Origin of the sequence: Natronincola ferrireducens, assembly GCF_900100845.1 — a bacterium.
Classification (GTDB): domain Bacteria; phylum Bacillota; class Clostridia; order Peptostreptococcales; family Natronincolaceae; genus Natronincola_B; species Natronincola_B ferrireducens.
Map to the genome: position 1 here is coordinate 406,721 of NZ_FNFP01000002.1, position 26,570 is coordinate 433,290.

A 26,570-nucleotide genomic window follows, 5' to 3' on the forward strand; every position below is an offset into this window, starting at 1 on the left:
GTGATGGATTTGCGAAGTAAAATGGAGCAATATGAAATTCTAAAGAAACATCCCCTACTATATGAATATCTACCCCATACTAATTGGTATAACCCCAAGATTCTTATGGATATGCTAAATAAATATTCAACTATATATTTAAAACCAAATAACAAGAGTCGAGGAATTGGTATAATACGTGTTAAGGTTGTTAGTAATAATGGATATGAAGTTTCTTTTGAAAAAACGTCAAAGAAAATAAATAGAAAAAATTTAGTATTGGAACTAGAACAAATAATGATTGACACAAAAAAATATATTGTTCAGCAAGGAATAGATTTGGCAACTTATCATGACCATTCATTCGATATGAGGATTGTGTTGCAAAAAGTATATAAAACCTGGCGTGTTACCTTGACCTCAGCGAAAGTAGCTTCTTCTGCAGATGCCATAATAACTAATGTGGCTCAAGGAGCTACAGACTATTTATTACACGATATCCTGCAAGAGTATGATCAAAAACAAAACCCTATGACCACATTTCGGGAGATAATCGATTTAGCCCATCAAATTGCTAATGTTTTAGGAAATAGACTACCTATAATGATTACTGGCTTAGATTTAGCTCTAGATAAATCTAATAAACTATGGTTTATAGAATCTAATGCAAAACCTGCCTGTGATAAATGTAAACTTGTGAATGATGGGTTATCAGTGGCAAAATACGAAGAAGCTAGAGAAATAATAAAAAATAGTAGGAAAATGAATAAAACTAAGGGCCAAAATAGGACGAAATACAAATTTTAAGTTTATCTATATAAGGACCACCAGTAAAATTGGTGGTCCTTATATAGAAGTGATTAGACTCTTCACTATGCTCAGAGTGATCATCCCTCACTATCTTATCATGGTTTTATTTATACAATATCAACATCTATCTTTAACATAGCCAATATTTTAATCAAAATTCTGTTAAAGCCTTAGCGTACTCAAAGGGTGTAGGAAGTATTGCTGGCAGAATCAGTGCCTCGTCTTCTGTTCTTTTTGCCTTTTTCAATCTAGCATAATTTAGCTGAACTTCAAGCAACCAAATCTTGAGGTCTTTATCTATTATTAAATCTATAGCAGCATCACCAATATGATAGTTATTATTCTCTATGATCTCTAGGGCTTTAGTACAGAGCTGAGCTATTTCATTTATTATTAAATCCACTTTATTAACATCTAAGTGGAATATTTCTTTCAATGCTCTTTCACCTGGAATTACCTTTTCTCTATTTCTTGAATTAGAGATTATACTTCCTTTGTTTGCAATTTTGGTCTCCATTCCTGAATATTTCCACTCTTTAGTATGATCTTTTTGAATGTACACTCTAAAATCTACTTTGTTGTTACCATCTTGAAAAGGGATTGCTTCTTGAATTAAATATATTGTGTTTTTATTCAACTTCTTCTGCAAAATCTTCTCTAAATCTATTTTAGTTTTTATAGTAAGTCTTCTACTAAATTCATCCTTCAATATATACCAATTTTTAAACTTCTTTAAGTACAATATCCCCCTTCCCCTGGATTTATTGAAGGGTTTTAAATAAACTTCATTATATAATTTTAATGTCTCAAATAATTTTTCTATGTCTGTATACGTTATGGTTTTTGGTAAATGATCTATTAGCTCAGTATCCTTTGATAGCATCTGCCACATACTAAGCTTATCTATATTATAGGGATAATTAAATATTTTATCTCCCATATGTTTTCTTAAATGTTCAAAGGTACCCCTTTTTATATATTTTCGAACATAAACTGCTCTCGGATAAGGAAAGACTCCTTTCACAAAAGTTTTGGTTCTCTCATTGTAATAATAACCTTGAATCGTTTTACTCCTCTTATTAATTGCTTTCTCTTGAAAAATAAATATAAGTCCTTTGATTTTATCGTAGTTTCCAAAGCACAAAGTAGTACTGTCCTGCATTCTATAATTAGAGGCTATAAGGTAACCAATTACTGGACCCAAAACCAAGTGATTTTCTTGAAAGTAAGATTCATAGGGCAAGTTGGGAATATATATTTCCTCAGTTAGCTTTTGGGGAATAATGATGGTTAATGGCTCTATATGATTGTTAACGCTAATTATAAGTTCTTTTTCTAATAAGCCAAAATGCAATATTATTTTGTCACATTTTATATTATTCTTTTTTAAGCTTTGGGCATTAATATAAATTGTATTTTTAGCTATTTTGTTATCTATTACAATTGAATACATAAATTCCCCCCTTATTATTTGAACCTATAATCTTTACTTATTCCATAAAAACTATGCTCCCTCTATTCTTTACTTTGGGTACATAAGATTATAAATGTTATTTATTTCTCCAATGTTTTTATTAATTTTTCTCTTTTTAGAAGATATTTCTTTATCCCCTCGATTTTCTTTTTTATTTTGAGTTATATATTCAGGTATCAGTTTTGGAGGTAATACTACGTCTGAACTATGGGGTCTTGGTCTTTGAAACTGATGAACAGGTCCTGCTTTTGAATATTTAGCAATGAAAGGCAACTCATGGTATAAGTATGCTTGTTCAGAATCTTTTCTTGTAGTTAAAGACAAATGTATTTTTTTAGATTTGTTTGCTTGCCCCTTAGATTTCTTACTTTTGTTCTTGGATTTTGTTGAGTTTTGTTGCTCTTCAACAGCTTTTTCTTCTGTAGCATTGTTTATTTTCTCTAGCTTCTCTTCTGCTTCTTTATAGGATTGTTTTAACTGATTTAATTCATCTTTACAGGATTTTAATTTACAAGCAATTTCCTCCAACTCTTGCTGCTCCTTAGTTAATATATCTTTACAAAGTTTTTTTTCTTTTAGGCTATCTAAAAACCTTAATGTATCGCTTTTCTCTTCATTAGATGGTTTATAGCCAAGTTCCTCCATAATACTTTTCACTAAAACATCTCCAAAACCAGTTAAAAAGCTTTCAAACCCAGTAGGTAGTGCTATTTCTAAAACCAGTGTTGGAATGTCATTGCCGAATATATAGGTCCAGTGTTTAGGGGCACATATTTTGTTCCAGCTATTAGCTATTCTATAAGTAACCTTTTTTTCTAAGAGGTTTAATTGTTTAACAAGATGTTTTGTTACAGAAATGCTTGTTTTTTGAAGATTAAATGGTAGATATACTGTTAAATCAGTTTGTTGTTCTACAACAGAAACAGCAATAACAATTTGCACATCAAGATATTCCCAAGCAGCCTTGTTTGTGAAATTTTTATCAAGTATTACTGCCGCCCCTTCTCCTATAAGTGGAACTTTTACAGATTCCATCAATGTTTTTAGTTCTTCCTGTTGGGTTAGAGATTTTAATATTAATGTTTTATTCAGTAAAGCTGGGAACAAAATTATGTTTTCATTGTCTACACTATATTTTATGCCCTCTGAGTTACAGGAAACAATTATCAAATCTTTATCAGCATCATTAAACTCTAAAATTTTCTTTTCGTTCCATACTATACTACCCATGAATTCCCCACCTTTTAAAAATATTATTATATATAATATGCTGTTAATAAAAATTTGTGTTAATTGTTTTATATAAGGATGAACTTAGTTATCTTATTGTCAACACTTTTTATCATAGGATTTTCCCAATAGTTATAGGGTTTTAAAGCACAAAAGCCTTCCAAAGTGTGTAACTTTTAATTGTTAATTTAATATACTGAAAGTATATATAATTTAACAGAAAGAGGTGAAGAAAATATGAAGCCAAAGCAAAGAATGTATATTGATGCAAGACATGAAAAATTTCAGCTTGGAAACGCAAAACAAGTAACATATGTGATAGAAGAAATAGATGAGGATTCTACCAAGCAAAAAATTTATGAGGCTATTGGTCCTTACACCTTAAAGATAGAGGTTGTTCCTAATAATAAAAAAGTAATGATAACCTATTATGAAAGTATTATTAGTCCTACTTATATGGATTATCAACTTCAATTAAAGAACTTGGTTTTTAAAAGAGAAAATGACTAAAGAAATAACTATAAACAGTGACATTATTTAAGGGGGTATATTAATTGTCTATTTATGATAAAATTCGACAGTTGGAAAATGAAAGAAGTATAACGATTCGATTGCTGGTTCCAGATATGACGACAATGGAGGATTATAGTATTATTGCTGCAGAATTGAGGAAGTACAATGGAATTCAAGCCATAGGGCCCTATACCAATAATAATATTCTTAAAATCAGCTATTCTCCATCTAGCCTTAGTTTAGATACTATTGACTATGTAATTAGTAGATTAGGTTATAGTCAAAACATAAAAAAGAAAGGGTTTTATCAAGCTGAACCTAAAAGAAAGGGAGGCTGATGTGCTAATAAACATAGCAGGTAGGTGACCTGTATATAGTTATATTTGTTAGGGGGTTTAGTATGAGTCAATATAAAGATAAGTTCAAAAATATAGGTGAAATACAGAAGGAAAAAACGTCTATGTCATCAGTTCCACCTAAGTATAAAGACTTAATAAAAAAACATGAAATATATACTGCTTCCAATGCTGTAATTACCATGCATATGACTATTACAAATCTTAATACCCAAGAAGATTATCAAAATATAGCAACAGCTTTGAAGGATATTAGAGGTGTAGAAGGTATAGGGAGTTTTCAACAAAAAAAACTTTCTGTAACCTATAATCAACATGAAACTAGTTTAGAACATATTGTCTACCACATATCAAATCTAGGTTATAGGTATATTAATCGTTTTTGAAAAAAATGCTAAGCCTGGATGGCTTACTAAACAAAAAATTAATATATTTATCAATTTGTAACACATAGGTATAGTGTTTAATAGAATATATTAGAAGTTAAAATACGTTTAACTTTATTAATAGAAACAATAAAGGAGGAAGATATACTATGTCAGAAGTTAATAATGAGCAAGTTCAAGCTGGAATCCCTACTAAACCTGCTCCGGTTCAACCTGGCCAATGCCCTATTAACCCACGAACAGGACGCCCAGAATGTCCACCACCTGATAGAATCGAATGTATTGTTGTAGATAAGGTATATGACAGTTGTTTCCAAGTGGATAATCGAAGCAGAGAAATATTTACAGATGAATTAGAATTTGGAACAGGACTTGAAGCAGGTGACACAGTTTCATGTAATTTAACTGAAGGAGCAGAAATTACATGTACAGAAATCAGTCGTACTCCTGTAGGAGATGGTTTCTTTACAATAACACTTTTAGTAAGTGTTCCCGTTACCGTCACTAATCCTGAAGCAGCAAAGGGTGAATGTAATCAATTAACAAGAATCTTTACCTTTACTAAAACAGTAACATTGTGTGCTCCTGAAGGTGTCGATTTAGACTGTACAGAGAGTGTTTTGTTATCCTGTCACTGTGTAGTAACAAATGCAAATGAATTTGAAGAAGAGGGAGAAGCTGAATATGCCATTACTTGTGAAATTCAAGTATGTTTGGTTATAAAATCTATTCTTAGGGTACAACTATTAGTTCCTAGCTACGGTTTCTGTGTGCCAGCACCATGCGTTACATTACCAGGTGTTTGTCCTCCTCTTCCACCAGAACAGTGCTTCTAATGAATTGTAAAGAGAGTCATCTAGGATGGCTCTTTTTCTATTGGTGGAAAATTCAAATAGGACAGGTTAAGTTGCATAAATTTTTTGTACATGTCATAGTATGAAATAAGTAATGATTGTGATATAATTTTAAAACTAAAAAGGAAGTGAAGCATATGCACCTAGCATTTCCACAATATTATGTCATAAAGACTGGTGAAAACTTAACCTATTATTTCTTTTCGAACAATGATAATGAGCTTTGTTATCACCTTTTTAACGAGGACAATATGTTAATAAAAAAGAAAACTCTAGTAAATGAAATCATAATAGACTTTTCTGTAGCTATTAACCCTATAAATGAAATCCATGTAATCTGTCTTACAAAGGTAGGCAATTTGCTATATTATATTGGTTCAGATGATGGATGGAATCATAGGCTTCTTTCTAAGTTAGATATAAAGTCTAATATCTATAGATACTTATCCTTATTTATTCAAAAAGATTATGTTCATATTCTTTGCGTCAAAACAAATCTTCTTAATGCCATTGTTTCCTCTATAGAACACATGTATTGGGATGATAAAAATCTCCAGCGTTCCACTGTTACCAGTTATTTGCCCGGTAAGCACCCCAGTCCTTATCAAGTACAAATAGATCCATTAAATAATATCCATATTGTTTATAAGGTTTTTTATAAAAATAATCATCAGCTTTATTATAGTAAATTTAATTTTTTAACTAAAAAATGGATTCCAGGAGAAATAATTACTGATTTAAAGGAGGATCACTCCCATCCCTATATGTTAATTGATAATAAAGAGAATTTGCATTTGGTATGGTGTACTATAGAAGAAAATAATTTTATTCTAAAATATCGCAAAAAAGCTAACATACTCAGTCAAAAATCTAAATGGTCAAATATCCAAAGCCTTTCCAATAAAAATGCTAACCATATATCACCTATTATTATTCAACAGGGAAGTTTTTTAAAGGTTTTAAGTCGTCAGAACTATCATATTAGTGAAATAGTTTCTCAGGACTATGGCAATAGTTGGACCTCTGTCAGTAAGAGTAAGCTGTATAGGACAAAAAAACCTCTTCTGATTCGGTATTTAAGTAATTTTCAAGGAGAAAAAACCATATACTGCCTTCAACATGTATATGGAGAGATTACAGATCATATCCTATTATTTGGTACAAAGCTCTATAAATTAAAGGAGAAAAACACTGGTGATCTTAGGCAGGTATCTCCTACAGCTATAGAGGTTGGAAATTTCTCTTCAACCCCTTCTATGGTTATAGAAAAAGATGGTGGAGAATTGCCACCATCTGAAGATAGTAGTATTATAAATGATAATCATCTAAATAAGTCTAATGCCGACAGTGATTTGCAACAGTTATTACATAATATAGAAAAACATATTGCCCTATTGATGATGGAACTAGAAAAATTACAAGAAATTAAAGGATTATTACAAAATAAATCCTCTGCTGAGGATGACTCTAGCACTGTAATTGACTGTCATAGCTCTAATGTTCTACTGGATAGTTTTGGTTCATTAGAAAAAAATTTTTCTGCTATTGAAAAGACTCAATCTACACTAGAGAAGGATTTTGAAGTTTTTGGAGAAAAATTAGATTCCTTAGATGAAGAAATTACACTATATAGAGAAGAACTTTTACATTTGCATGAGGGTATAAAGGAAATAACCTATAATACTGGATTTTTTAACAGAATAAAAAATCTATTTAGTTAAGATCTAATTGTTTCAAAACCCTATTTCTATCTACTCGTTTAGCTTCATAGATACTGATAATATCTTTTTTCAGTTTTTCTGCTTCTCTTGATAGAATGTGATAATCTTCCAATTCATCAAAACGTATAGAATAACTGCATCCTGCATTAAGCACACAAGGTGTAGATACTAATTGGAACTGCTTGTATCTCATTCTTTTGAGGTGCTGATATAATTGTACTGCATAATTTCTAGAATCAAATACAGCAATATAGTATATATTTTGAACATATTTTGCTCCCATTGTGGTTCCCCCTATAGTAAATTTTTGTATAGTTAAATATATGTTTTTACTATATTAGTTGTTCCTAGATATTCGGGAAGAACACTTGGTTTTAAAACACCGATGGACTATTTGCCATCGGTGTTTTGGAGAGTTTGAATATAATATTTTATCTTTTCTTCATAACCATTATCGGTGGGTTTATAATAAGACTTACCCTCTAATTGGCTGGGCATATATTGTTGTTTCACATAATTTCTATCATAGTTATGGGGATATAGATAGTCGATGCCGTGACCAAAATCTTGAGCACCCTTATAATGGGTATCCTTCAAGTGATTTGGTACCATTGTCTGAATATTTTCCACATCCTTTAGGGCTTTGTCTATAGCAATATAGGCTGCATTACTTTTGGGAGCTGTAGCCAGATAAACAGTGGCTTGAGCTAGAGGAATCCGTCCTTCCGGCATCCCAATAATTTTTAAAGCTTCATGGGCTGCTATAGCCACTTGTAATCCACTGGGATCTGCATTACCTATATCTTCTGAGGCGGCAATAATTAATCGTCTTGCAATAAACTCTGGGTCTTCTCCCGCATAAATCATTTTTGCTAGATAATGAATAGCGGCATCAGGGTCACTTCCTCGAATACTTTTTATGAAGGCAGAAATTACATCATAGTGTTGATCTCCATCTTTATCATACTGAAGGGTCCTTTTTTGGATAGATTCTTCCGCTACTTCTAAATCAATCACTATTTTTCCATCTTTGTCCAGTGGTGTACTTAACACTGCTATTTCTAAAGCGTTTAATCCCCTTCTAGCATCTCCTCCTGCGGTTTCAGCCATATGGCGAAGAGCATCTTCAGCAATCTCTATGGCAAAGTTCCCCAATCCTCTTTCTTTGTCCTTTAGGGATTTTTGTAAAATAACTAGAATATCTTCTTGATGCAATAGCTCTAATTTCAGTACAGTAGTTCTAGATAATAGGGCTTTATTTACTTGAAAATAAGGATTTTCTGTGGTTGCACCAATTAAAGTCAGTAGCCCCTTCTCCACATGAGGTAAAAGGGCATCCTGTTGATTCTTAGAAAAACGATGTATTTCATCAATAAATAAGATGGAACTTTTTTGTTGAATACTTAATAATTCATCGGCTTCCTCTACAACACCGCGGATGTCCTTAACGCCAGAGGTAACAGCATTTAACTGAAAAAAATGGGCAGCCACTTCGTTGGCAATTGCTTTAGCTATGGTGGTTTTACCGGTGCCGGGAGGACCATACAAAATTATAGATGGTATTCTCTGGGATTGAATACACCTGTACAGAAACTTTTTATCTCCCAATATATGTCCTTGACCTAAGATTTCCTTAATAGATCGTGGCCTCATTCTATCAGCCAAAGGGGCTGTAGTAGCTAGTGTATTTTCCTTTATTAACTGAAATATATCCATTTCCTATCATCCTTACTCAATAATTTGTTTAATTATAGTAATGGCATCATGAACATCCTGCTTGGTAACGTCTTTATGAGTGACAAATCTTATAACATATTGGTTCCGAGGGTTAGTTAATAACCCTCTTTCCTCAAACCTAGGAATTAACTGAGATGTAGTAAAGCCACTTTCTGTAAAGTCAACATTAATGATATTGGTATGTACCTTATCAATGTCAATGGAAATGCCAGGTATCTCCCTTAGCTTTTGAGCTAGTAGTTTAGCATGTTGATGATCAACATCTAATCTTCCTGTCATTTCCTCTAAAGCATGAATACCAGCAGCAGCTATGACCCCAGCCTGTCTCATGCCTCCACCAAGCATTTTTCTATATTTTCTAGCCCTTTGAATAAAGCCTTTGGTCCCCACCAGTAGACTGCCTATAGGGGCACAGAGACCTTTTGAAATGCAAAACATTACTGAATCCACATATTGAACAATTTCTCTAGCTTCTACTTTAAGGTAGGAGGCAGCATTAAATAATCTTGCCCCATCTAAATGGACAGGTAAATTGTTTTCTTTCGCTACTTTATAAATTTGTTTCATATTTTCTAATGGTATTGCCATACCCCCAGACATATTGTGGGTATTCTCTAAGCATATTAAACCTGTTTCAGGAAAATGTATATCTTCTTTTCTAATGACATCTTCCACTACATGGGGGTTCATTACACCATTGGTCCCTCTAATAGTTCTTGCCTGTACCCCTCCTACCCTGGCTATACCTGCAACCTCATATAGATAAATATGAGAGCTTTCCTCTAATATAATTTCCTGTCCTGGGATTGTGTGGGTCATAACAGCCAATAAGTTACCCATTGTTCCTGTTGGTACAAATAGTGCTGCTTCTTTTCCTAATATTTCTGCAGCTATTGCCTCCAATTTATTTACAGTTGCATCATCACCATAGACATCATCCCCTAGCTCAGCCTGCACCATTTTTTCCAGCATTTCCTCTGTAGGTAATGTCACCGTATCGCTTCTAAAATCAAGTTTTTTCATATCCATTTTCACTCCTTTATTTTTGCCTTGATACTATTATAAGTTATTCACTAGCTTTTTCCAATGGAATAAAAAAATCTGATGCCCTAAGACATCAGATTTTTTTATATTTTATTATTCATCATTACCTAAAGCTTCTGCCTCAAAGGTTTCATAGCTTCCTCTAGGTGGTCGGCAGGGGGGCTTTGGTGGGTGGGGTATAAATTGTTCGGTGATTTGTGGTGGGAATAGTGGTGGGAATTCTTCTACAATTGGTCTTGGAGTTGGCTCTGGCTCACAGAACCCTGTACTCAATACGCAAAGCTGTACTGGAACTTTTATTTTCTTGTCGCAGGTTACCGCTAAGGCGATTATTAGATTCACAAACAGTTCTCCAGTTACAGGATTAAAGATAATATCTCTTTGTATATTTTGTGTAGCTAATCTAGCAACAAATGCAACGTTACAAAACTCTGTAAATTGTGGTAAGAAGGCTGAATCAAAGACAGATGGCATACATAATTCAAAGAAAGTTGATAAAGTTTGATTTATAGGAACTCTTGTCTTTAAAGTAGCTACTCTAGTTACTCCCTGACCATCTAGATACTCTACATCCACTTCTAAGAATACGCTACCTGTAATTCTGATTTCTTGGGAACCAAATATTGGTGTACCTAAACCTACTTGGTCACAATCAGTGGTATCGGTGTAAATTAAATACTGTAACAAACCTGCAGGACCAGGAACAACTACTGGCTTACCCCTTTCATCTAGTACAAATTGTGCTCCAGATAGATGTGTTGTAGGTGTAATTTGTGTGTTTCTAGGATCATTAATATTCTTTGGGTTAAAAAACTTTCTAGCTCTAATATCCAGCACTCTTGTAATTCTTGATTTTGGGCCGCATCTTGATGTTGGAAGGGCTCCAAGTGGTACTTTAGAAGCAGGCTGTAAGCCTGTTAGATTGAAAACCACTGAATCATATACTTTATCGATAAATATACATTCTCCTACTACATCATCAAGTTTTCTTGGATCAAATACGCAACCAACGTCAGCTATACAACACTGATCAGTTATTAGAGCTGCTTCTACATTTTCATTAACTCTGTCACTCATTATTTATTCAACTCCTTTTTATTAATTATAATTAAGATAATTATCTTATCTCCTTACTGTACAATATGATAATCATTAGTTATACGTGCTACTGTAACAACAATTTCTTTAGAGCAGTACAGATGAAAATCATATAGATTTTTACATCTCTCTACTGTAAAATATGAATTTACAGGTCTTTAGGTGCTATTATATGTAATTTTTATTTTACCTTCGCATATATTTTAATAGAATTCATTACGAATAAAATTTTATTGTTGAATAGGATGTGATTATATGGGTTTATTAAAGGATTTTGAATTTGTTATTAGAGATACTAGGGGAAAGATTTATAATTTTTATTTAAATGAAAACAAACAAATTGAATATATTGTAACGAATAATGAGAATCAATGGGCAAAAAAAGATGTGCTATTGAAAAAAGCTATGGTCAGTTTTTCTATAGACATCGATGAAAAGGATGAAATTCATGTTGTAAGTTTTTCTTCAGAGGGTATTCTTTATTATCATCTGTTTCAGAAAAACAAGTGGCATCATCAAAAAATCGTTGATTATAGCAAGGGTTCTGGTGTTGTATATTATCCCTCTATAAAACAGTTACAGGATAAATTACATATATTCTATTATTTTGTAGAGAAAAACAATGAAAATCTTTGTAATATGGTTCATTTAACAAAATATCAGGAAAAATGGACAAAGGAAGATGTATTGGATAGTTCCTATAAAAAACTAATTAACCCTTTTAAAATTCTTACTCATGGTGAGAGTATCTATGTCTTATATGCGTCTATACATCAAAACTTTAATCAGGTGTATGTAGTTTCTTATAATAATATTTCTAACCAGTGGAGTGAACCTCTGCAAATTACTAATTCTCCTATCGATAAGCTGTATTTGTATGGTTTATTAGACGCTGAGAAAAACCTCCATATAACATGGAGTACTCATTTGGAGGAAGGTCTAACAGTAGAATATATTAAGTATCCTCTAGAAGAAATTAATGAACCTCCTATGATTTCATCTTTATCTGAAAAACTAAATTGCTCTTTTCCATTGCTACTTATCTATAATAATGCTTTATGGTGTGTATGGACACAAATGAACAAGTTATATGCTTGTTACTCAACAGATCATGGGGATTCTTGGTCTCCTCCCATGGTACGACCAGAGAGTCAAGGTATAAATTTTAAAAAATATTATTATAAAAGTAATTATGATGAAGAGGTCAAGGGTATGTTGTCTGATACTTTGTACGGAACTTTGTATCCTAAAATCCAATTTATAGGTTTTGGAGGTGAAATAACATGATGAAATACCATCAAATGGGAAATAACTTTATTCCCAAAGAACAAAAAGTTATTGCTTCATCGGACATTAAGTTACTGGAAGAACGAAATCAAATTTTACAGGATGAAAATCATAAACTTTTAGAAGTGATAGAAGAATACAAGCAACAAATCCATGATGTAACCCAGGAATACAAAGGACAAATTGGAGATATAGAAGAACAATTGCTCCATAAGGAAGGTCTAGTTATAGAGTCTGAAAAGACAATTGTTTCTTTGGAAAACGATATGAAGAAATACAGAGATTTAGAAAAGGATCTACATCATATTGATGGGCTAAAGATAAAAATCAATGGTCTTAATAGTGAAATCGACACATTGGCTAAGGAAAATATCACCCTTAAGGAAGAATTAGCATCTTATCAGCAGCAGGTCCAAATACTTTATATCATTTTATTAATTTTAGCAATTTTATAGTCTATAGTAAAACCCCTCGTAAAAGGGGTTTTATGATGAAATGATTTTTCTATACCAGCAAATCCTTCTGCTGTCATGATATTCTATATATTGATTAATAACACTTTCAATCTCTATAGGAATATCTATAATTATGGGATTGGATAGAGCATTGATGGCAAGTTCCTTTATTAGTATATGATATGCCTCCATTAGTACTTTCTTATCATACAGGTCAATGGGTCCTAGGAGTACTGTGGTGTAATAATATGTTTTGTCCTCCAATCTTTTATGTTCTTCTAATAGGTATACTTGAGTTTGATGATTGTATTGAAATTTTTTTAATTCTATAGATCCTTTGTTTTCTAGCCAATAATCATATAGATAGGCTAGAGGGTAACTACGGTTAACGGATAATACGTTTTTTAAATCTTTAATAGCTAATAAATCTATAACTTCTTCTTTGTGGGATGAAACAATGTCATATTGAATTTTCTTTTGTATTGTGCCCTTCACTTGGTTAACATTTGTAAGTTCAATAAATCCTAGTTTTTTAAAAGTTTCTCCCTTTATACTACAGCTATTTGAAGATATGTCCATATTATAAATCTTTTTCTTTTTAAGAATCAATTGCAAAAAAGAAAAAATAATTTTAAAATTTTTTAATGTATAGTAGTTTTTATTCAAATTTAAACAATAGATAAAACCGTATTCCCCATAGGGTATAGGTTCATGGTGAAAATCTAAACCAACATAACCAACAATCTTTTCTTGGTCTATAATGAGATAAAAATAATCATCCTGAAAGTGTTTCTTTTTATGAAAATCTTTTATTATTGTCTTTATACTATCCGGTAGATTATTATTAAGGTTTTTATAAGGAATACATTTTAAAACTTTATTTATGTCTTTATCAGTAGAGATATGGGACTTCTGTATCTTCATAATTAGTTTTTGTAAATCAATGGTAATGATTTTTTTTAACTGCTGAACTTGAGTTTTTGTATATTCTTTTTCCATTAATAATTCGATAATATAATGTTCTAGTGTAATATTTCTATCCTTACACTGGTTTTCTAACTTTTCATAAAGAATTTCTGGTAGTTTAATTTCTATTGTCTTATCCACTTATTCATCATCTCCCTCCCCTCTACTAGCATATTTTCACTTTGTTTTTTTATTACAAAAAAAGATTGTAACCATTAAAGGCTACAATCTCTTAAAACAAAAGCTATCTTATAATATTTTTATGAACATATTCACTGGTGGTTAGGGCCAACATAGCGCCATAGGTCACATGAAATTTCACTTCATCTCCTACTTTTAAGTCCTTCTGACAATCGGTTATATCAACCATTAAATGATCACTACTACTGCCTAATATTTCAATAGATTTGTCTACTGGAATAATTTTATGGGTGCCAAAGTCCTGTTTACCTACTGCTAGAATAGCTCTTTTTCTTATTCCCTTATCTACAAAAACCGGTATATTTCCAAAGGCATCTCTACCGATTTCTCCAACAGGTATTGAAGGCTTTTCTTTGATTTCTATAATCTCAGCTACTAAGGTAAAGATATCCTGATAATTATCAGCAATAATTTGTCCATAGGCACTTTCCGTTCCCAGCAAAATAGCTTCACCCAAACGTAAATTGTTGATGCCTTCTACTATTTTTCCTTCTTCAACTAAATAAACACTGCTGGAATTTCCACCACTAATAATTTGTAGTTTTGTATCTAATGCTTTTTCTATATATTTAGCAAATTCTACTAGTTTTCCTAGATTTTCTTGGTTAGGAATAACACCACCATAGCAGGTTAGGTTTGTACCTACCCCCACTACCTCGATATTCTCTAAGGTCTTTAGTTCTTCACATACTGTGTCAATCTCTTGATCATCAAAGATGCCTTCCCTTAAATCTCCAAGATCTATCATCAAGATGATTTTATGGGTTTTGCCAGCTTTTGATGCCCATTGATCAAGGATCTTTATGGTTTTGATCTCTGAATTCATGCTAATGTCCGCATAGCTGACTACAGCCTCTGCTTGACTTATCATAGGAAGTCTAAGGAGCATTTTTTCTATAGGGAAATCCTTTAGCTTCATGAGATTTTCTATCCTAGAGTCGGCAAAGTACTTTACTCCACCTTCAAGTATCGCCTCTGCTACCTGTGGTACAGCACAAAATCCTTTAGTAACAGCAGCAATAGTAATACCCTGCTCTTTATACTTTTTTACCATTCGATTTGCATTGTGCTTTAGTTTGTTGTAATCAATATCTATTCTTGGGTTCATGATATCACCCCCTTAATTTATTCCCATACTTTGTTTCATCAAGCTTAGGGCTGCTTCAGGATGTCTTTTGGACAATACCCCTAAGGAAGCCATAATATAATGATTATCAATCAAAATCCTAACCTCCTCTGTTGGTAACAGAAGATTTCGGTTATTTTTCTTCAGGGCAGTTCTTAGTATTTCTATGGAATTAGGTAGTCTTGTTAAAGCCCCTCCAGTACCTACAACGTATTTGATATTTGAAAGGTCTTTTCCTTCAGCTACGGTTGTTTTCCCTCCTGGGCCGTAAAGGTGTCTTAACTTTCCTGCATGTCTTTCAAGGGCTACCAGTACAGCCTCAAGGGTTAACCTTCCTACAAATTTTATTTCCTCTGGTGTCTTTGGTATTGGTGGATGATTCTCCATCAATTTTTCTATATTTAACTGTAATTCTTGCTGAAGCTTTTCTTCACCAATTTTTTCTACAATATTTCTCATATTCACATAGACACCTAAATCCCCTTCTACAGTTCTTTTAGCCAGCGGTTCAGGATTCAATAGAATTCGGTTGATCTCCTCACTACCTTCAGTAACAGAGTGAAGATCTGTTGTAGCTCCACCAACATCAAATGTAATTAAATCCCCTAATGCTTCTTCAAGAAGCTTAGATGCCTCCATCACAGCTCCAGGAGTAGGAATAATTGGACCATTTACCATTTCCCTAACCTTCTTCATGCCAGGGGCATGGATAATATGCTCTTCAAAAGCATCTTGAATGATTTTTCTAGTTGGTTCAATATTTAACTGATCAATCTTAGGATAAACATTTTCTACAATATATAATTTGTTGCCTGTCTCATAAAATATGTCTTTAATTTCTTCTTGGTTTTCTATATTACCAGCATAGATAATAGGAACCTTAATGCCAGCTTCCGCTATTTTTTCAGCATTGTAGATAGCTGTATCCCTTTCCCCGTAGTCAACGCCTCCAGCAATTAATATGATGTTGGGATTGATCTCAATAGTTTTTTTAATATCCGTCCGCTTTAATTTGCCGGCGGTAATTTGATGAATGATGGCTCCTGCTCCTAAGGCTGCTTCCTTAGCGGCCCTTACAGTCATATCATAAACTAATCCATGAACTGTCATTTTTAGTCCTCCAGCAGCACTACTGGTTGCCACCATCTCATCGTATTCAATCTTGTCTACACCTAGATTATTCCTTAAACTCTCCACAGCACCCTGGAGACCGATATTCACATCTCCCTCTATCACGGTTGTAGGGGCTTGCCCCTGCCCAATAAATTTGGGGCAGGGGCTATGAATGTCTTGAAAAGCATTAACAACGGTAGTTGTACTACCAATCTCTGCTACAAGTACATTAACCTTCATTTTGGATTTCCCTTCTTCTTTTTACTAGGAAGGTTGCCACATGAATACCTTTGCTTCCTCTTCCAAAACCAGCATCTATTCCTTGTTTAACCGCTGTTTCAGGACTAACCTGTGTGCCGCCGCAAAGAATCATAATTTTATCACGGATTCCTTTTTCTACACAAAGCTCATGAATACGTTTCATATTTTTATAATGAATATCATCATGGCTAATAATGGTGGATGCTAGAATAGCATCCGCATTTAATTCAATGGCTGCATCAACTAGTTTTTCAATAGCAACAGATGTACCTAAATAATGACATTCGATTCCATATTTCTCTATACCACCATGTTTAATATCAATGATTTCTCTAAGTCCTACCGAATGTTCATCCTCTCCAACTGTTCCTGCAACAATTTTCATCGGTTGTTTTTCAATATCTTCTCTTACCTCATCCTCTGACATAATTTCTGGTTCTGGAGGAATAACCAAATCCTTTGTATCAATGGTAAATCCTACTCTTCCTTTAAGCTCAATTCTAGTTCCTTCAGAAGGATGCATTTCTTCCTTATGAATAACCTCTACATCCTCTAAACCCATCTTTTTAGCCATTTCTATAGCTGTAAACTCGGCTACACGCTTAGGTAATGGAAGGAAAAGGTTTAGCATAATATAGCCATCTCCCATCCATTCTACTTCCGGTTTAACCTTTGTGCTTTCTCTTAAATCCTTTGTTTCATCTAATCTTACATCTACATTGTCGGTTTCATCCAGTTCATCAATGAAGATAATCTTTTCTGGTTTTTCATAGGTAGATCCGTCAATTAACTGGCTTGGATTATCCACCATGCTATCATCATACTGAGCTACGTTGTTATAACCAAAATGGGCAGTTACTGGTGCAAAGTAGTCTTCGTCTCTTTCATAAACAGTTCCAACACCAATACCACCATCTATTTTTCTTGCAATACCATCACCGTTTCTTTCAGGGTAGTAACCGGAATCTACAAAGAAACCGTCTTCAACAGCTTTGAAGTAACCTCCAACCTCTAATACTTCCTCCATAAATAGAACGGCTCTTTCCTTTAATTCTCTTGCTTTTTCTCTTAAAACACCTTCATTTTTTAATTCTATCATATCCATTAAGCCGTCCATACCTACTAGAGCCTGCTTTGCAGTGTCACAGGCCTCCATATTGTAAATATGCCATGGTACATTTCGTCCTTCATCAGGGGTAATGGTGGACTGTATGTCAGCCCTTGTTAATCTAGACATTAGTAGGTTTAATACATGGGTTACAGTAGCTTCCCTTGTGGAGGATTCCATGTATTTGGTATTCATTTGTGCTCTCATTTTATATTCTTTAAACAGTTCTCTTAATGCTACTGCATAGGGTAAATCTAATGTCATACATGGAGCAGGAGGTGCAGTAGGAGGTACAGTGGATAGGCATATATTTTCCTTCTTCATCCCTACTTTTACTGAATAGATGGAGTTTAATGCATGCTGTACCATTAATTCTGGCATTACCTTCCATGCTTCTCTAGCTGTAGCATTGGCATTATGGGCACCATCTATTTGGGCTATGTCGGCCCATACCATTGATTTTTTTGCTTCCGCTGCGTCTACAAAGGAACGAATCATGTTGATATTTCTATATAAAACGTTGTATTGAGGATCTTGGTGGGCCCCGTTTACACCTTCTTCTGCAAACATAACCGCAATTTCAGGTCCTGCAACACCACTAATATAGGAATGATAGTTAATTGGTCTGCCAACTTCTTCTTCTATCAAATCTAGAGCTTTTCTTTGGGCCCTTACTTGTTTTCTTGTTACTGGAATACCACCTATACCTTGAGGTGTTCCTTCAATCAGACCGTCAAAGTGGCTTTGTCCAGCTGTTCTTATAACCATGATATGGTCAGCGCCGTGCCAAGCTGCCATACGCATACGACGAATATCATCTTCAAATCTTCCTGAAGCAATTTCTGTTGTGATGACTGAATCAGGTTGTGGATCAATATCATTAAAATATTTAGCTGAAGGCAGTGGAGTACTCTGTTCTAAGGGTGTAGAACAGTTTTTATAGATAAAGGGTCCCATTTTTAGGTTTTCTTCCCTCTTACGCCATGTCCAGCCCCTACGTTTTGGTGTGTATTGATCTAGATCTTTTAGGATATTTTTAATATCTAGTTTTTCATTTGGTTTTAAAGCCATTATTCTACACCTCCCTTAAAGATCCCCATAACTTCATCCCAAAGCTTTCCTTCAGCTAATTGTAATCCTGCTTCTCTTACATCCATTCCCTTTTCCTTAGCAACTCTATATACGATATGACCTGCACCCTTACCCATTAATCCTCTATCCATAACACCTTCTGCAATAGCCTTAGCTTCTATACTAGAAAAACCCATACGAAGTAATACCGATCTTTCAATGGATGGTGTAGTATGTTTTTTAGCTAAATCAATCATTGGATCTACAATTTTTTCTGCCAATTGCCAAAATCTTTGTTCCAAAGCTTCGTCACTTAAATCCTTTAAGTGTTGTCTTCTTACTTGAAAATCGTCGGCTCTTTTCATGGTTTCCACCTCCAGTTTTTTATTGAATGACTATACCTAACTGTTTTAGTATACGCTCTACAAAGTCTGTAGTTGCTTTACAATCTATTGCTAAAAATTTTATGTCTTCCTTTGTAATACTTTCAATTTTATTAAATTCTATACAATTTTTAATATAGGAGGTCTTTAACTTATCCATATCCACAGCTCTCGCCTTAATCATGGAAGGATGGGATGGCAGTATAATGTTTTCTCCCTGAATCTCTTCATCAGGATTTCCAAACAGAATTTTGATACCGTTGTCCCTTGCAAAGGTTAACTGGGGTTGAATATGCTTTCCTGCCCCTGTATATTCCGTTTCTTGCACAACGATAATCTGATCCTGATCCATTTCTTGAGCCATAGCAAAGGCTGCTGCTAAGGAGGTATTGCCTGCTGGTCCTCTTTCAAGACCTTCAAGTTGAGCTAAGGCTTCAGTTATATAGAAGACTTCTCCTTGGTTTACAAGAACATAACGATCCATATATCTTAGTGGTCTTGCAGCAGACCTTGGAACATCTGAACGATCTGGCCATGTTGAAAAAGGTATGCCGAAGCCCGTATGCCCGGTTGTAAAGGATTTCTTATTAAAATGGGTGTCACTGGCCATGTGGAGACCCTTAAGGTTTACGCTGGCCCCTACAATTTGAACATCTTCTGCTCCAGCCTTCTTTAATCCCCTAGCTGTTCCTGTTAAGTTACCACCACCGGCATTGGTACATACCACTACATCAGGATCTTTACCTTCTCTTTCTCGAAATTGCATAGATAGCTCATAGCCTAAGGTTTCTACCCCTGCAATACCAAAGGGAGTATATAAAGAAGCATTAAAGTATCCTGTTTCCTCTAATAGTTTTAGGAAACTGTAGAATAGCTCTGGTCCTACTGTTAATTGGATAACCTCTGCTCCAAAGGCTTCACACTTTCTTGCCTTTTCAATAATTTCTGGCTGTCCTTTCCCAGTGCTGTCATAGCATTCCTGAATAATAATACACTTTAGTCCCCTCATAGCGGCTTGACTGGCTACAGCTGCCCCATAGTTACCGCTGGTGGCAGCTATAACCCCCTTATAGCCTAGTCTTTTGGCATGGTATACAGCGTTGGCAGCTCTTCTTGCTTTAAAGCTTCCTGAAGGGTTAGAGGCTTCATCCTTAATAAATATTCTTGCACCCTTCCCCTCTGGTGCTAATTTTCTTGCTAAAGCTGTTAGATTTTTAAGTTCAAGAAGAGGAGTATTACCTACACCTGTTTCCCCTTGAATCTGTTGCATCTCCTGTAGTGTGTATCCGGTTTCTCTCATCATTCTTTCATAGTCAAAAGAAATCCTGCCGGACTCAAAGACAGCGTAATCAATACCTACTGCCTTCTTCATAATTTCACTTCGTCGCGCCATTACTGCCTCATAGCTATAATCTTTATTCATGATCCCCACCTCCCCATAGGATTTCTTTTAATTGAATACCTATTTGCAGAAGTTCAGGAATGAACTTACCAAAGTCATGCTCGTAATATGGGTTGGCCTCTACTAAAGTTCCTACTGCTGTTCTATTTGTAATGGTCTTTACTTCTACTGTATCACCTATGTTAGCGTCTTCAAGCAAAAATCCTTTTGTCCACATCTCTAATGGCACTTTCTTTGTATCCTCTGGTATTTGAGGTGCTCTTTTTTCTGGTTTTAGTAAAATATCATGAATTTTAACCCATGTACCTTTTTCTACTCTCATTTTTATCCCCTACCTTTGTACTAAATCTCTCATGTCACCCATAATAGCTCTTGGTACTGGTAAATCTATCATTGTCTTTAAGCCAGGCAATGCATTAATTACATGGGGAATCATATTGACACACATAGCTATTGTTCCTAAACCCCCCTCAACTTCAGGCTTAATAGACATATTTACTTCTGGAGTACCCTTAATAGTTATATAGTCACCTGTAAATGTTCCTTCCATTTCAGGTTCGATTTGTTGTGGATGAATCATATTTATTTTTATTTGACCATTGACATAGCCTTGTCCCGTCATATTTACTCCTGCTACATTACCGGCGGCAGCAAAGCCATAGGGTGCCTTTCTGTCAACAGTAGTAACGATTGGTTTCATTTGTGTTTCAATTTTTTCAATTGGCCAGCCAATAGCATCTCCAATCATCCTAATTGATTCTGCAAATCCAACGTGTCCTGCTAATGTTTTATCTTCTACACCTTTATTAAATTCTTCAACAGTTATACCTACACCTTGTTCCTCCATAACTGCACGACCAAAGGGTGATAGAGAATTGACTCTTTTTGCTTCAATATGTTCAACATCCAGCATACAACCTGTTAAGGTAACTACCAATAGATCCATAATTAAGCCCGGGTTAATACCTGTACCTAAAATACTGACACCATTTTCTTTTGCTAATCTATCCATTTCCTTAGTCAACTCCGGTTCTTGGGCTTGTGGATAAGCCATCTCTTCAGCTGTAGAAATTACATTAATTTTATTTTTTACAATAAGTTTAATTTTTTCAAAAGCTGTTTTGGTGAAGGAGTCTGTTGCCAACAGTGCTATATCCACTGCTCCTTCCTTAGCCACATCTTCAATCCTATTAGAAATAATGACGGGCTTACGTTCTCCTCTTTCTATGCCAAGAACTTCATACATATCCTTACCAACTCTAGCTTTGTTTCTATCACAAACACCTACGATTTCTACCCCTTTTTTGTTTAAAAGCATCTTTGCCATACCACTTCCCATAGCACCGAATCCCCAGATAATGACTCTAATATTTTCCATCTAAATCCCTCCATATTGTTAAAATTGATTTTACCTATTAATTATATATTGCAAGATACTTGCCAAAATTATAAAATTTTCTTAAAAATCCTTCGGTCTATATTTACATATATTGTTCTATTATATAGATTGCCTTCAAAACCGTTATCATTAACGTTAATTAGCTTTATCTACTATGTGAAATCATGTATAACTAATATAGATTTTTATTTCATCCTAGTATTTAAAAAGCAATATACTAAGGACCCTCTATATATAAAAGAGCAAAATTATTTGCATATTTCCGCAAATAATTTTGCTCTTTTAGTCTTGGTTTGCATCAATTCCATATTTTTTTAGCTTATGCTGGAGGGTTTGTCTCTTAATACCTAGTTTATTTGCTGCTTGAGTAATATTGCCATTGTAATAGGCCATTGTGCTGATGATATACTGTTCTTCTATTGAATGAAGTACTTCTGGCAGTGATTTATTAGTCTCTAAGGATACAAGGGTATCCTGTTGATTATTTTTACCCTTATGAATAACAATATATTCCGGAAAAAAATCTCTACTTAGTATATGTTCATCTTGGATAAAGTTCATTGCTCCTTCAATCAGGTTTTCTAGTTCCCTGACATTTCCAGGCCATTCATAGCAAAGAAAGTCTTCTTTTACCTCTTCCGATAGCATCCATACTTGTTTATGGAGTTGGCTATTATATTTTTTAATGAAATAGTCTGTTAAAATTTCAATATCTTCTTTTCTTTCCCACAGGCTAGGTATATTAATACTAACTACCCTTAATCTATAATATAAATCCCTTCGAAATCCCCCTTTTTCTACCATATCTATTAGTTTTTTATTTGTTGTAGCAATAATCCTGACATCTATAGGAATATCCTTTAAGCCCCCTATTCTCCTCACATACCCTTCCTGTAATACCCTCAATAGTTTTGCCTGTAGCTGTAAATCCATAGAGTTAATCTCATCTAGTAATATGGTTCCTCCCGAAGCCTGTTCAAAAATTCCTGGTCTGTCGATAGCGCCTGTAAAACTTCCCTTTGTAGTTCCAAATAAGATTCCCTCTAATAAGCTTTCCGGTAATGCAGCACAGTTTTGTGCTATAAAGGGTTTATTATGTCGCTGGCTATGATAATGAATACTTTGAGCAAATAATTCTTTCCCTGTTCCTGTTTCTCCATAAATTAAGATGGTAGAGGAGGAATTAGCAGCTCTCCTGGCTAGTTGCACTGCCTTGATAAAGACTGGACTTTTTCCTATCAAATCTTCGAAGGTATAATTTTTTATTTTATTCATTTTTAAGAGGGGTCTAGATAATTCTTGATGTAATCGCATAATTTCATCAGATAAATTTTTAAATTTAGTAATATTCTTTGCTATTTCTAGAGCTCCTATTTTTTCATTTTCATAATAAAGGGGTATAGTGGTGCTAATGGTGCTAATTTGTTTGCGTTGATTATTTAGATAAGACTGGCTTTTGTTTATAATAGGCTTTTCAGTTTTTAATACCTTTAATAATGTACTGGTTTCTTGGTTAAGACTGGGAAATACATCTAAAAGACTTTCACCTAAAACCTCCTCTATAGGCATTCCTTCTAGCTCTGCCATGGCTTCATTGTATACAATAGTAACACCTTCATTATTAATAACATGTATACCTTCATCAATGGACCGCAAAATTTTTTGCAGTATTACCATAAGCATTCTTTTTGTAATTATATTAACCCCCACCTTTCCTTTGACCTTTATTTAATTATATCAATTTCATAGGCAAACCTCCATATTCCCACAGAAAAAGAGGAAGGGATTCTTCCTCTTTTTCTATTTTAAAAATTAATTAGTCGTATAGTTTAAACTCACTACAAAGCTCTGTAACCATTTGAGAAACTTCTTTAATCTTATCAGGATTGGAGATAATAGTGTCCATCATTTCTGCAATTTTAATCATGTCTTTTTCCTCCATTCCCCTTGTTGTTACAGCTGGTGTGCCAATTCTTATTCCACTGGTAACGAAGGGACTTTCAGGATCAAATGGTATAGTATTCTTATTTACTGTTATGCCTACCTCATCCAACAGCTTTTCTGCATCTTTTCCTGTAATATTTTTATTTCTCAGGTCAATCAATAAAAGGTGATTGTCAGTACCTCCTGATACTAAATTAAAGCCTCTTTTTTCTAGTTCTTCTCCTAATATTTTAGCATTTTGAACAACCTTTTGTTGATAGGCTTTAAATTCATCCGTCAGTGCTTCCTTAAAAGCCACTGCTTTAGCTGCAATAACGTGCATTAAGGGTCCTCCTTGTATACCAGGAAAAATTGCTTTATCAATCATTTTCCCATATTTTTCTTTACAAAGGATAGCTCCCCCCCTTGGTCCCCTCAGGGTTTTATGGGTTGTTGTCGTTACGAAATCCGCATAATCACAAGGATTCTCATGGAGATTAGCTGCTACTAGTCCAGCAATATGAGCCATATCTACCATAAGATATGCGCCTATCTCATCTGCAATTTCTTTGAATTTTTTAAAATTTATTTTTCTAGGATATGCACTAGCACCTGCCACAATCAGCTTTGGTTTTTCTTCCTGAGCAATCCTTCTGACTTCTTCATAATCAATTAATTGATTATGTTGGTCTACTCCATAATCTACAAAATTATAATATACTCCTGAAATATTTACTGGACTTCCATGGGTTAGATGTCCCCCATGGGACAAATTCATTCCTAATACTTTATCTCCAGGTTTTAAAATAGCAAAATATACTCCTAAATTTGCATTTGCTCCTGAATGGGGTTGTACATTGGCATATTCCGCACTAAATAATTGTTTTAGTCTATCTCTAGCTAAATTCTCTGCTACGTCTACTTCCTCGCAGCCTCCATAGTATCTTTTCCCTGGATATCCTTCTGCATACTTATTTGTTAAGTAACTGCCCATCGTCTCCATTACTGCAGTAGAAGCAAAGTTCTCCGAAGCAATTAGTTCAATATTTCCTTCTTGTCGTTTTTTTTCTTTTTCAATAACTTCTAGGATTTCTGGATCTATCTTTTTTAAAATGTCAAAGTTCATATGCAATTCTCCCTTCATTTGTAAGATTTTTTTTCTAATTTTATTATAGATTTATTAAACATATTTTACAATATTTTGCTAATAATCACATACTTATATTAGCATAACCTGTTAAAGTAGTTTTTAATATATTTTTATCAATAAATTTATTACTATAGTATAAAATATTTGGTATAATGATAGTATTTTGTAGATAAGATAACTAATCCCATAATATTCTAATAAAGATTAGCTATAAAATAATCTAGAAAGGAAAATGTATAATGAACTTCAAGGGATTTTTATTATACAAGGTGACATTATGATTTATACAAATAGAAAAAAGATTCTTGTATTAGCCCTTTATGCAGGAGAAATTATTTTAAAAAATGGTGGTGAAACCTATCGAGTTGAGGATACTATAATGAGAATATGTAAATCTAGGGGTTTCTCTTATGTTGATTCCTATGTAACACCTACAGGTATTTTTGTTTCTGTTGACAATAAAAGCGAAAACCAAGATGAAATTTTATCTTATGTTAAGCGAATCAAGTCCAGAACCATTAATTTAAATAAGGTTGCCAAAGTCAATGATTTTTCTAGAAGATTTGTTGAAACTGATATAGGCGTGGAGGAGGGTATAAAAATTTTAAAGAGCATCGATTATTTACTACCTTATCCTTACTATATCCATGCCATATTTGGGGGTCTTGCAAGTGGTTTTTTTGCACTACTGTTTGGGGCAAATTTTTTAGAGTTTCTTAGTGCTTTTCTCACTAGTATTTTAGTAACCTATACATTAAAATTTTTAGATAGCATTGAATTTCCCCCATTTCTTACACATATTTCTGCAGGTGCTGTAGCTGCTATTATGGCTATTTTATTATCTTTGCTACACCCCCTTATTAATATCGACAAGGTTATTATTGGAGCCATCATGGTGATGGTGCCTGGTGTAGCAATAACAAATGCTGTCCGAGACTCTATTGCCGGTGATTTGGTGGCAGGTTTATCTAGAGCTGCAGAAGCTCTAATTATTGCAACTTCTATTGCCTTTGGTGTAGGATTTATTCTAAGACTTTGGTTATTTATCACAGGAGGTACTTTATTATGATGTATATTAATAATTTTATCTATGCTTTTATTTGTACAGTAGGGTTTGCTATTCTCTTTAATGTGCCAAAAACTTCCTTAATCAAATCTGGCTTTGGGGGAGCCTTGGGATGGACTGTTTTTCTATTTATAAATAATTATTTTGAATCTATTGTTGTTTCTACCTTTATTGCTTCTTTTATTATAGCTTTGATAGGAGAATTTTTTGCAATTGTAGATAAAATGCCTCTTACGGTTTATATTATACCTGGTATTGTCCCTTTGGTTCCTGGATTTGGACTTTACTATACAATGCTCTCCATTTTAGAAAAAAACTATGAATTGGCTATCAATTATGGAAGTGAATCTATGTTAATTGCTATTGCTATAGGTGGAGCTTTAACAATCGTCTTATCCTTAAGCTCTTATCGAAAACAGAAAAAGAAGATCTAAAAATTTAGATCTTCTCTTGATTC

26 protein-coding genes are annotated in these 26,570 nt (G+C 33.9%); 10 read left to right on the forward strand and 16 right to left on the reverse strand.

Annotation, left to right across the window (positions count from 1 at the left end):
• Positions 1–3 precede the first annotated feature (3 nt).
• Positions 4–786, forward strand: coding sequence for a YheC/YheD family protein (locus BLS22_RS07495; protein ID WP_176762095.1), 783 nt, complete (start codon positions 4–6; stop codon positions 784–786).
• A gap of 154 nt (positions 787–940) precedes the next feature.
• Here BLS22_RS07495 and BLS22_RS07500 read toward each other — a convergent pair whose 3' ends face one another.
• Both BLS22_RS07500 and BLS22_RS07505 read right to left on the reverse strand, forming a co-directional pair.
• Entirely contained in the window at positions 941–2,242 is a 1,302-nt protein-coding gene (locus tag BLS22_RS07500; RefSeq protein ID WP_090552978.1) for a YheC/YheD family endospore coat-associated protein, read from the reverse strand.
• A gap of 69 nt (positions 2,243–2,311) precedes the next feature.
• On the reverse strand, positions 2,312–3,493 hold the full coding sequence (locus BLS22_RS07505) for a hypothetical protein (RefSeq protein ID WP_090552981.1): 1,182 nt from the start codon (positions 3,491–3,493) through the stop codon (positions 2,312–2,314).
• Positions 3,494–3,730: 237 nt separating this feature from the next.
• On the opposite strand from BLS22_RS07505, the gene BLS22_RS07510 reads away from it, so the two are divergent.
• From BLS22_RS07510 to BLS22_RS07530, 5 genes are all read left to right on the forward strand, one after another.
• Positions 3,731–4,003, forward strand: a complete 273-nt coding sequence (locus BLS22_RS07510; RefSeq protein ID WP_090552984.1) for a hypothetical protein — start codon at positions 3,731–3,733, stop codon at positions 4,001–4,003.
• 44 nt (positions 4,004–4,047) lie between these two features.
• Positions 4,048–4,344 (forward strand): hypothetical protein, encoded by a 297-nt coding sequence (locus BLS22_RS07515; RefSeq protein ID WP_090552987.1) that lies wholly within the window; start codon positions 4,048–4,050, stop codon positions 4,342–4,344.
• A 62-nt stretch (positions 4,345–4,406) separates the two neighbouring features.
• A complete protein-coding gene (locus tag BLS22_RS07520) occupies positions 4,407–4,748 on the forward strand; it encodes a hypothetical protein (protein ID WP_090552990.1) in 342 nt (113 codons plus the stop codon).
• A 149-nt stretch (positions 4,749–4,897) separates the two neighbouring features.
• A complete protein-coding gene (locus BLS22_RS07525; protein WP_090552992.1) occupies positions 4,898–5,584 on the forward strand; it encodes a hypothetical protein in 687 nt (228 codons plus the stop codon).
• 269 nt (positions 5,585–5,853) lie between these two features.
• A complete protein-coding gene (locus BLS22_RS07530) occupies positions 5,854–7,323 on the forward strand; it encodes a hypothetical protein (RefSeq protein WP_143011266.1) in 1,470 nt (489 codons plus the stop codon).
• Here BLS22_RS07530 and BLS22_RS07535 read toward each other — a convergent pair.
• The 4 genes from BLS22_RS07535 to BLS22_RS07550 form a co-directional block, all read right to left on the reverse strand.
• Positions 7,316–7,606: a putative Se/S carrier protein gene (locus BLS22_RS07535; protein ID WP_090553000.1), complete on the reverse strand. Its 291-nt coding sequence runs from the start codon at positions 7,604–7,606 to the stop codon at positions 7,316–7,318. The two genes, BLS22_RS07530 and BLS22_RS07535, sit on opposite strands and share 8 nt — an antisense overlap.
• A gap of 107 nt (positions 7,607–7,713) precedes the next feature.
• Entirely contained in the window at positions 7,714–9,039 is a 1,326-nt protein-coding gene (locus BLS22_RS07540) for a replication-associated recombination protein A (RefSeq protein ID WP_090553002.1), read from the reverse strand.
• Between the two features lie 12 nt (positions 9,040–9,051).
• A complete protein-coding gene (ltaE, locus tag BLS22_RS07545; RefSeq protein ID WP_090553288.1) occupies positions 9,052–10,083 on the reverse strand; it encodes a low-specificity L-threonine aldolase in 1,032 nt (343 codons plus the stop codon).
• A 114-nt stretch (positions 10,084–10,197) separates the two neighbouring features.
• Complete coding sequence (locus BLS22_RS07550; RefSeq protein WP_244269494.1) at positions 10,198–11,181, reverse strand: hypothetical protein; 984 nt, start codon at positions 11,179–11,181, stop codon at positions 10,198–10,200.
• A 276-nt stretch (positions 11,182–11,457) separates the two neighbouring features.
• On the opposite strand from BLS22_RS07550, the gene BLS22_RS07555 reads away from it, so the two are divergent.
• Positions 11,458–12,489, forward strand: coding sequence for a hypothetical protein (locus tag BLS22_RS07555; protein ID WP_090553004.1), 1,032 nt, complete (start codon positions 11,458–11,460; stop codon positions 12,487–12,489).
• Entirely contained in the window at positions 12,486–12,944 is a 459-nt protein-coding gene (locus tag BLS22_RS07560; protein ID WP_090553006.1) for a hypothetical protein, read from the forward strand. The genes BLS22_RS07555 and BLS22_RS07560 overlap by 4 nt, the downstream gene beginning before the upstream one ends.
• Before the next feature lie 30 nt (positions 12,945–12,974).
• Here BLS22_RS07560 and BLS22_RS07565 read toward each other — a convergent pair whose 3' ends face one another.
• The 10 genes from BLS22_RS07565 to BLS22_RS07610 form a co-directional block, all read right to left on the reverse strand.
• Complete coding sequence (locus tag BLS22_RS07565) at positions 12,975–14,051, reverse strand: hypothetical protein (protein ID WP_090553010.1); 1,077 nt, start codon at positions 14,049–14,051, stop codon at positions 12,975–12,977.
• Between the two features lie 103 nt (positions 14,052–14,154).
• Entirely contained in the window at positions 14,155–15,219 is a 1,065-nt protein-coding gene (orr, locus tag BLS22_RS07570) for an ornithine racemase Orr (RefSeq protein WP_090553013.1), read from the reverse strand.
• A 12-nt stretch (positions 15,220–15,231) separates the two neighbouring features.
• Complete coding sequence (locus tag BLS22_RS07575) at positions 15,232–16,590, reverse strand: GlmL-related ornithine degradation protein (protein WP_090553015.1); 1,359 nt, start codon at positions 16,588–16,590, stop codon at positions 15,232–15,234.
• Positions 16,580–18,790 (reverse strand): D-ornithine 4,5-aminomutase subunit OraE, encoded by a 2,211-nt coding sequence (gene oraE / locus BLS22_RS07580; protein WP_090553018.1) that lies wholly within the window; start codon positions 18,788–18,790, stop codon positions 16,580–16,582. Before oraE ends, BLS22_RS07575 begins: the two co-directional genes overlap by 11 nt.
• Positions 18,790–19,155 (reverse strand): ornithine aminomutase subunit alpha, encoded by a 366-nt coding sequence (locus BLS22_RS07585; RefSeq protein WP_090553020.1) that lies wholly within the window; start codon positions 19,153–19,155, stop codon positions 18,790–18,792. Before BLS22_RS07585 ends, oraE begins: the two co-directional genes overlap by 1 nt.
• A gap of 19 nt (positions 19,156–19,174) precedes the next feature.
• Positions 19,175–20,596 (reverse strand): 2-amino-4-oxopentanoate thiolase subunit OrtB, encoded by a 1,422-nt coding sequence (gene ortB / locus BLS22_RS07590; protein WP_090553023.1) that lies wholly within the window; start codon positions 20,594–20,596, stop codon positions 19,175–19,177.
• Entirely contained in the window at positions 20,589–20,897 is a 309-nt protein-coding gene (gene ortA, locus BLS22_RS07595) for a 2-amino-4-oxopentanoate thiolase subunit OrtA (RefSeq protein ID WP_090553025.1), read from the reverse strand. Before ortA ends, ortB begins: the two co-directional genes overlap by 8 nt.
• A gap of 9 nt (positions 20,898–20,906) precedes the next feature.
• Positions 20,907–21,953, reverse strand: coding sequence for a 2,4-diaminopentanoate dehydrogenase (ord, locus tag BLS22_RS07600; protein ID WP_090553028.1), 1,047 nt, complete (start codon positions 21,951–21,953; stop codon positions 20,907–20,909).
• Between the two features lie 303 nt (positions 21,954–22,256).
• Complete coding sequence (locus BLS22_RS07605) at positions 22,257–23,651, reverse strand: sigma-54 interaction domain-containing protein (RefSeq protein WP_244269495.1); 1,395 nt, start codon at positions 23,649–23,651, stop codon at positions 22,257–22,259.
• 139 nt (positions 23,652–23,790) lie between these two features.
• Positions 23,791–25,023, reverse strand: a complete 1,233-nt coding sequence (locus tag BLS22_RS07610; protein WP_090553031.1) for a serine hydroxymethyltransferase — start codon at positions 25,021–25,023, stop codon at positions 23,791–23,793.
• 301 nt (positions 25,024–25,324) lie between these two features.
• On the opposite strand from BLS22_RS07610, the gene BLS22_RS07615 reads away from it, so the two are divergent.
• Both BLS22_RS07615 and BLS22_RS07620 read left to right on the forward strand, forming a co-directional pair.
• Complete coding sequence (locus tag BLS22_RS07615; RefSeq protein WP_090553290.1) at positions 25,325–26,116, forward strand: threonine/serine exporter family protein; 792 nt, start codon at positions 25,325–25,327, stop codon at positions 26,114–26,116.
• The gene (locus tag BLS22_RS07620) at positions 26,113–26,547 is read left to right on the forward strand and encodes a threonine/serine exporter family protein (RefSeq protein ID WP_090553034.1); all 435 of its coding nucleotides are present in this window, start codon (positions 26,113–26,115) and stop codon (positions 26,545–26,547) included. Before BLS22_RS07615 ends, BLS22_RS07620 begins: the two co-directional genes overlap by 4 nt.
• The last annotated feature ends 23 nt before the right edge of the window (positions 26,548–26,570 follow it).

Coding starts and splice junctions, on each gene's coding strand:
- BLS22_RS07495 (WP_176762095.1), top strand. CDS start 4: ATGGATTTGCGAAGTAAAATGGAGCAATATGAAATTCTAAAGAAACAT.
- BLS22_RS07500 (WP_090552978.1), bottom strand. CDS start 2,242: ATGTATTCAATTGTAATAGATAACAAAATAGCTAAAAATACAATTTAT.
- BLS22_RS07505 (WP_090552981.1), bottom strand. CDS start 3,493: ATGGGTAGTATAGTATGGAACGAAAAGAAAATTTTAGAGTTTAATGAT.
- BLS22_RS07510 (WP_090552984.1), top strand. CDS start 3,731: ATGAAGCCAAAGCAAAGAATGTATATTGATGCAAGACATGAAAAATTT.
- BLS22_RS07520 (WP_090552990.1), top strand. CDS start 4,407: ATGAGTCAATATAAAGATAAGTTCAAAAATATAGGTGAAATACAGAAG.
- BLS22_RS07525 (WP_090552992.1), top strand. CDS start 4,898: ATGTCAGAAGTTAATAATGAGCAAGTTCAAGCTGGAATCCCTACTAAA.
- BLS22_RS07530 (WP_143011266.1), top strand. CDS start 5,854: ATGTTAATAAAAAAGAAAACTCTAGTAAATGAAATCATAATAGACTTT.
- BLS22_RS07535 (WP_090553000.1), bottom strand. CDS start 7,606: ATGGGAGCAAAATATGTTCAAAATATATACTATATTGCTGTATTTGAT.
- BLS22_RS07540 (WP_090553002.1), bottom strand. CDS start 9,039: ATGGATATATTTCAGTTAATAAAGGAAAATACACTAGCTACTACAGCC.
- ltaE (WP_090553288.1), bottom strand. CDS start 10,083: ATGAAAAAACTTGATTTTAGAAGCGATACGGTGACATTACCTACAGAG.
- BLS22_RS07550 (WP_244269494.1), bottom strand. CDS start 11,181: ATGAGTGACAGAGTTAATGAAAATGTAGAAGCAGCTCTAATAACTGAT.
- BLS22_RS07555 (WP_090553004.1), top strand. CDS start 11,458: ATGGGTTTATTAAAGGATTTTGAATTTGTTATTAGAGATACTAGGGGA.
- BLS22_RS07560 (WP_090553006.1), top strand. CDS start 12,486: ATGATGAAATACCATCAAATGGGAAATAACTTTATTCCCAAAGAACAA.
- orr (WP_090553013.1), bottom strand. CDS start 15,219: ATGAACCCAAGAATAGATATTGATTACAACAAACTAAAGCACAATGCA.
- BLS22_RS07575 (WP_090553015.1), bottom strand. CDS start 16,590: ATGAAGGTTAATGTACTTGTAGCAGAGATTGGTAGTACAACTACCGTT.
- oraE (WP_090553018.1), bottom strand. CDS start 18,790: ATGGCTTTAAAACCAAATGAAAAACTAGATATTAAAAATATCCTAAAA.
- BLS22_RS07585 (WP_090553020.1), bottom strand. CDS start 19,155: ATGAAAAGAGCCGACGATTTTCAAGTAAGAAGACAACACTTAAAGGAT.
- ortB (WP_090553023.1), bottom strand. CDS start 20,596: ATGAATAAAGATTATAGCTATGAGGCAGTAATGGCGCGACGAAGTGAA.
- ortA (WP_090553025.1), bottom strand. CDS start 20,897: ATGAGAGTAGAAAAAGGTACATGGGTTAAAATTCATGATATTTTACTA.
- ord (WP_090553028.1), bottom strand. CDS start 21,953: ATGGAAAATATTAGAGTCATTATCTGGGGATTCGGTGCTATGGGAAGT.
- BLS22_RS07605 (WP_244269495.1), bottom strand. CDS start 23,651: ATGGTAATACTGCAAAAAATTTTGCGGTCCATTGATGAAGGTATACAT.
- BLS22_RS07610 (WP_090553031.1), bottom strand. CDS start 25,023: ATGAACTTTGACATTTTAAAAAAGATAGATCCAGAAATCCTAGAAGTT.
- BLS22_RS07615 (WP_090553290.1), top strand. CDS start 25,325: ATGATTTATACAAATAGAAAAAAGATTCTTGTATTAGCCCTTTATGCA.
- BLS22_RS07620 (WP_090553034.1), top strand. CDS start 26,113: ATGATGTATATTAATAATTTTATCTATGCTTTTATTTGTACAGTAGGG.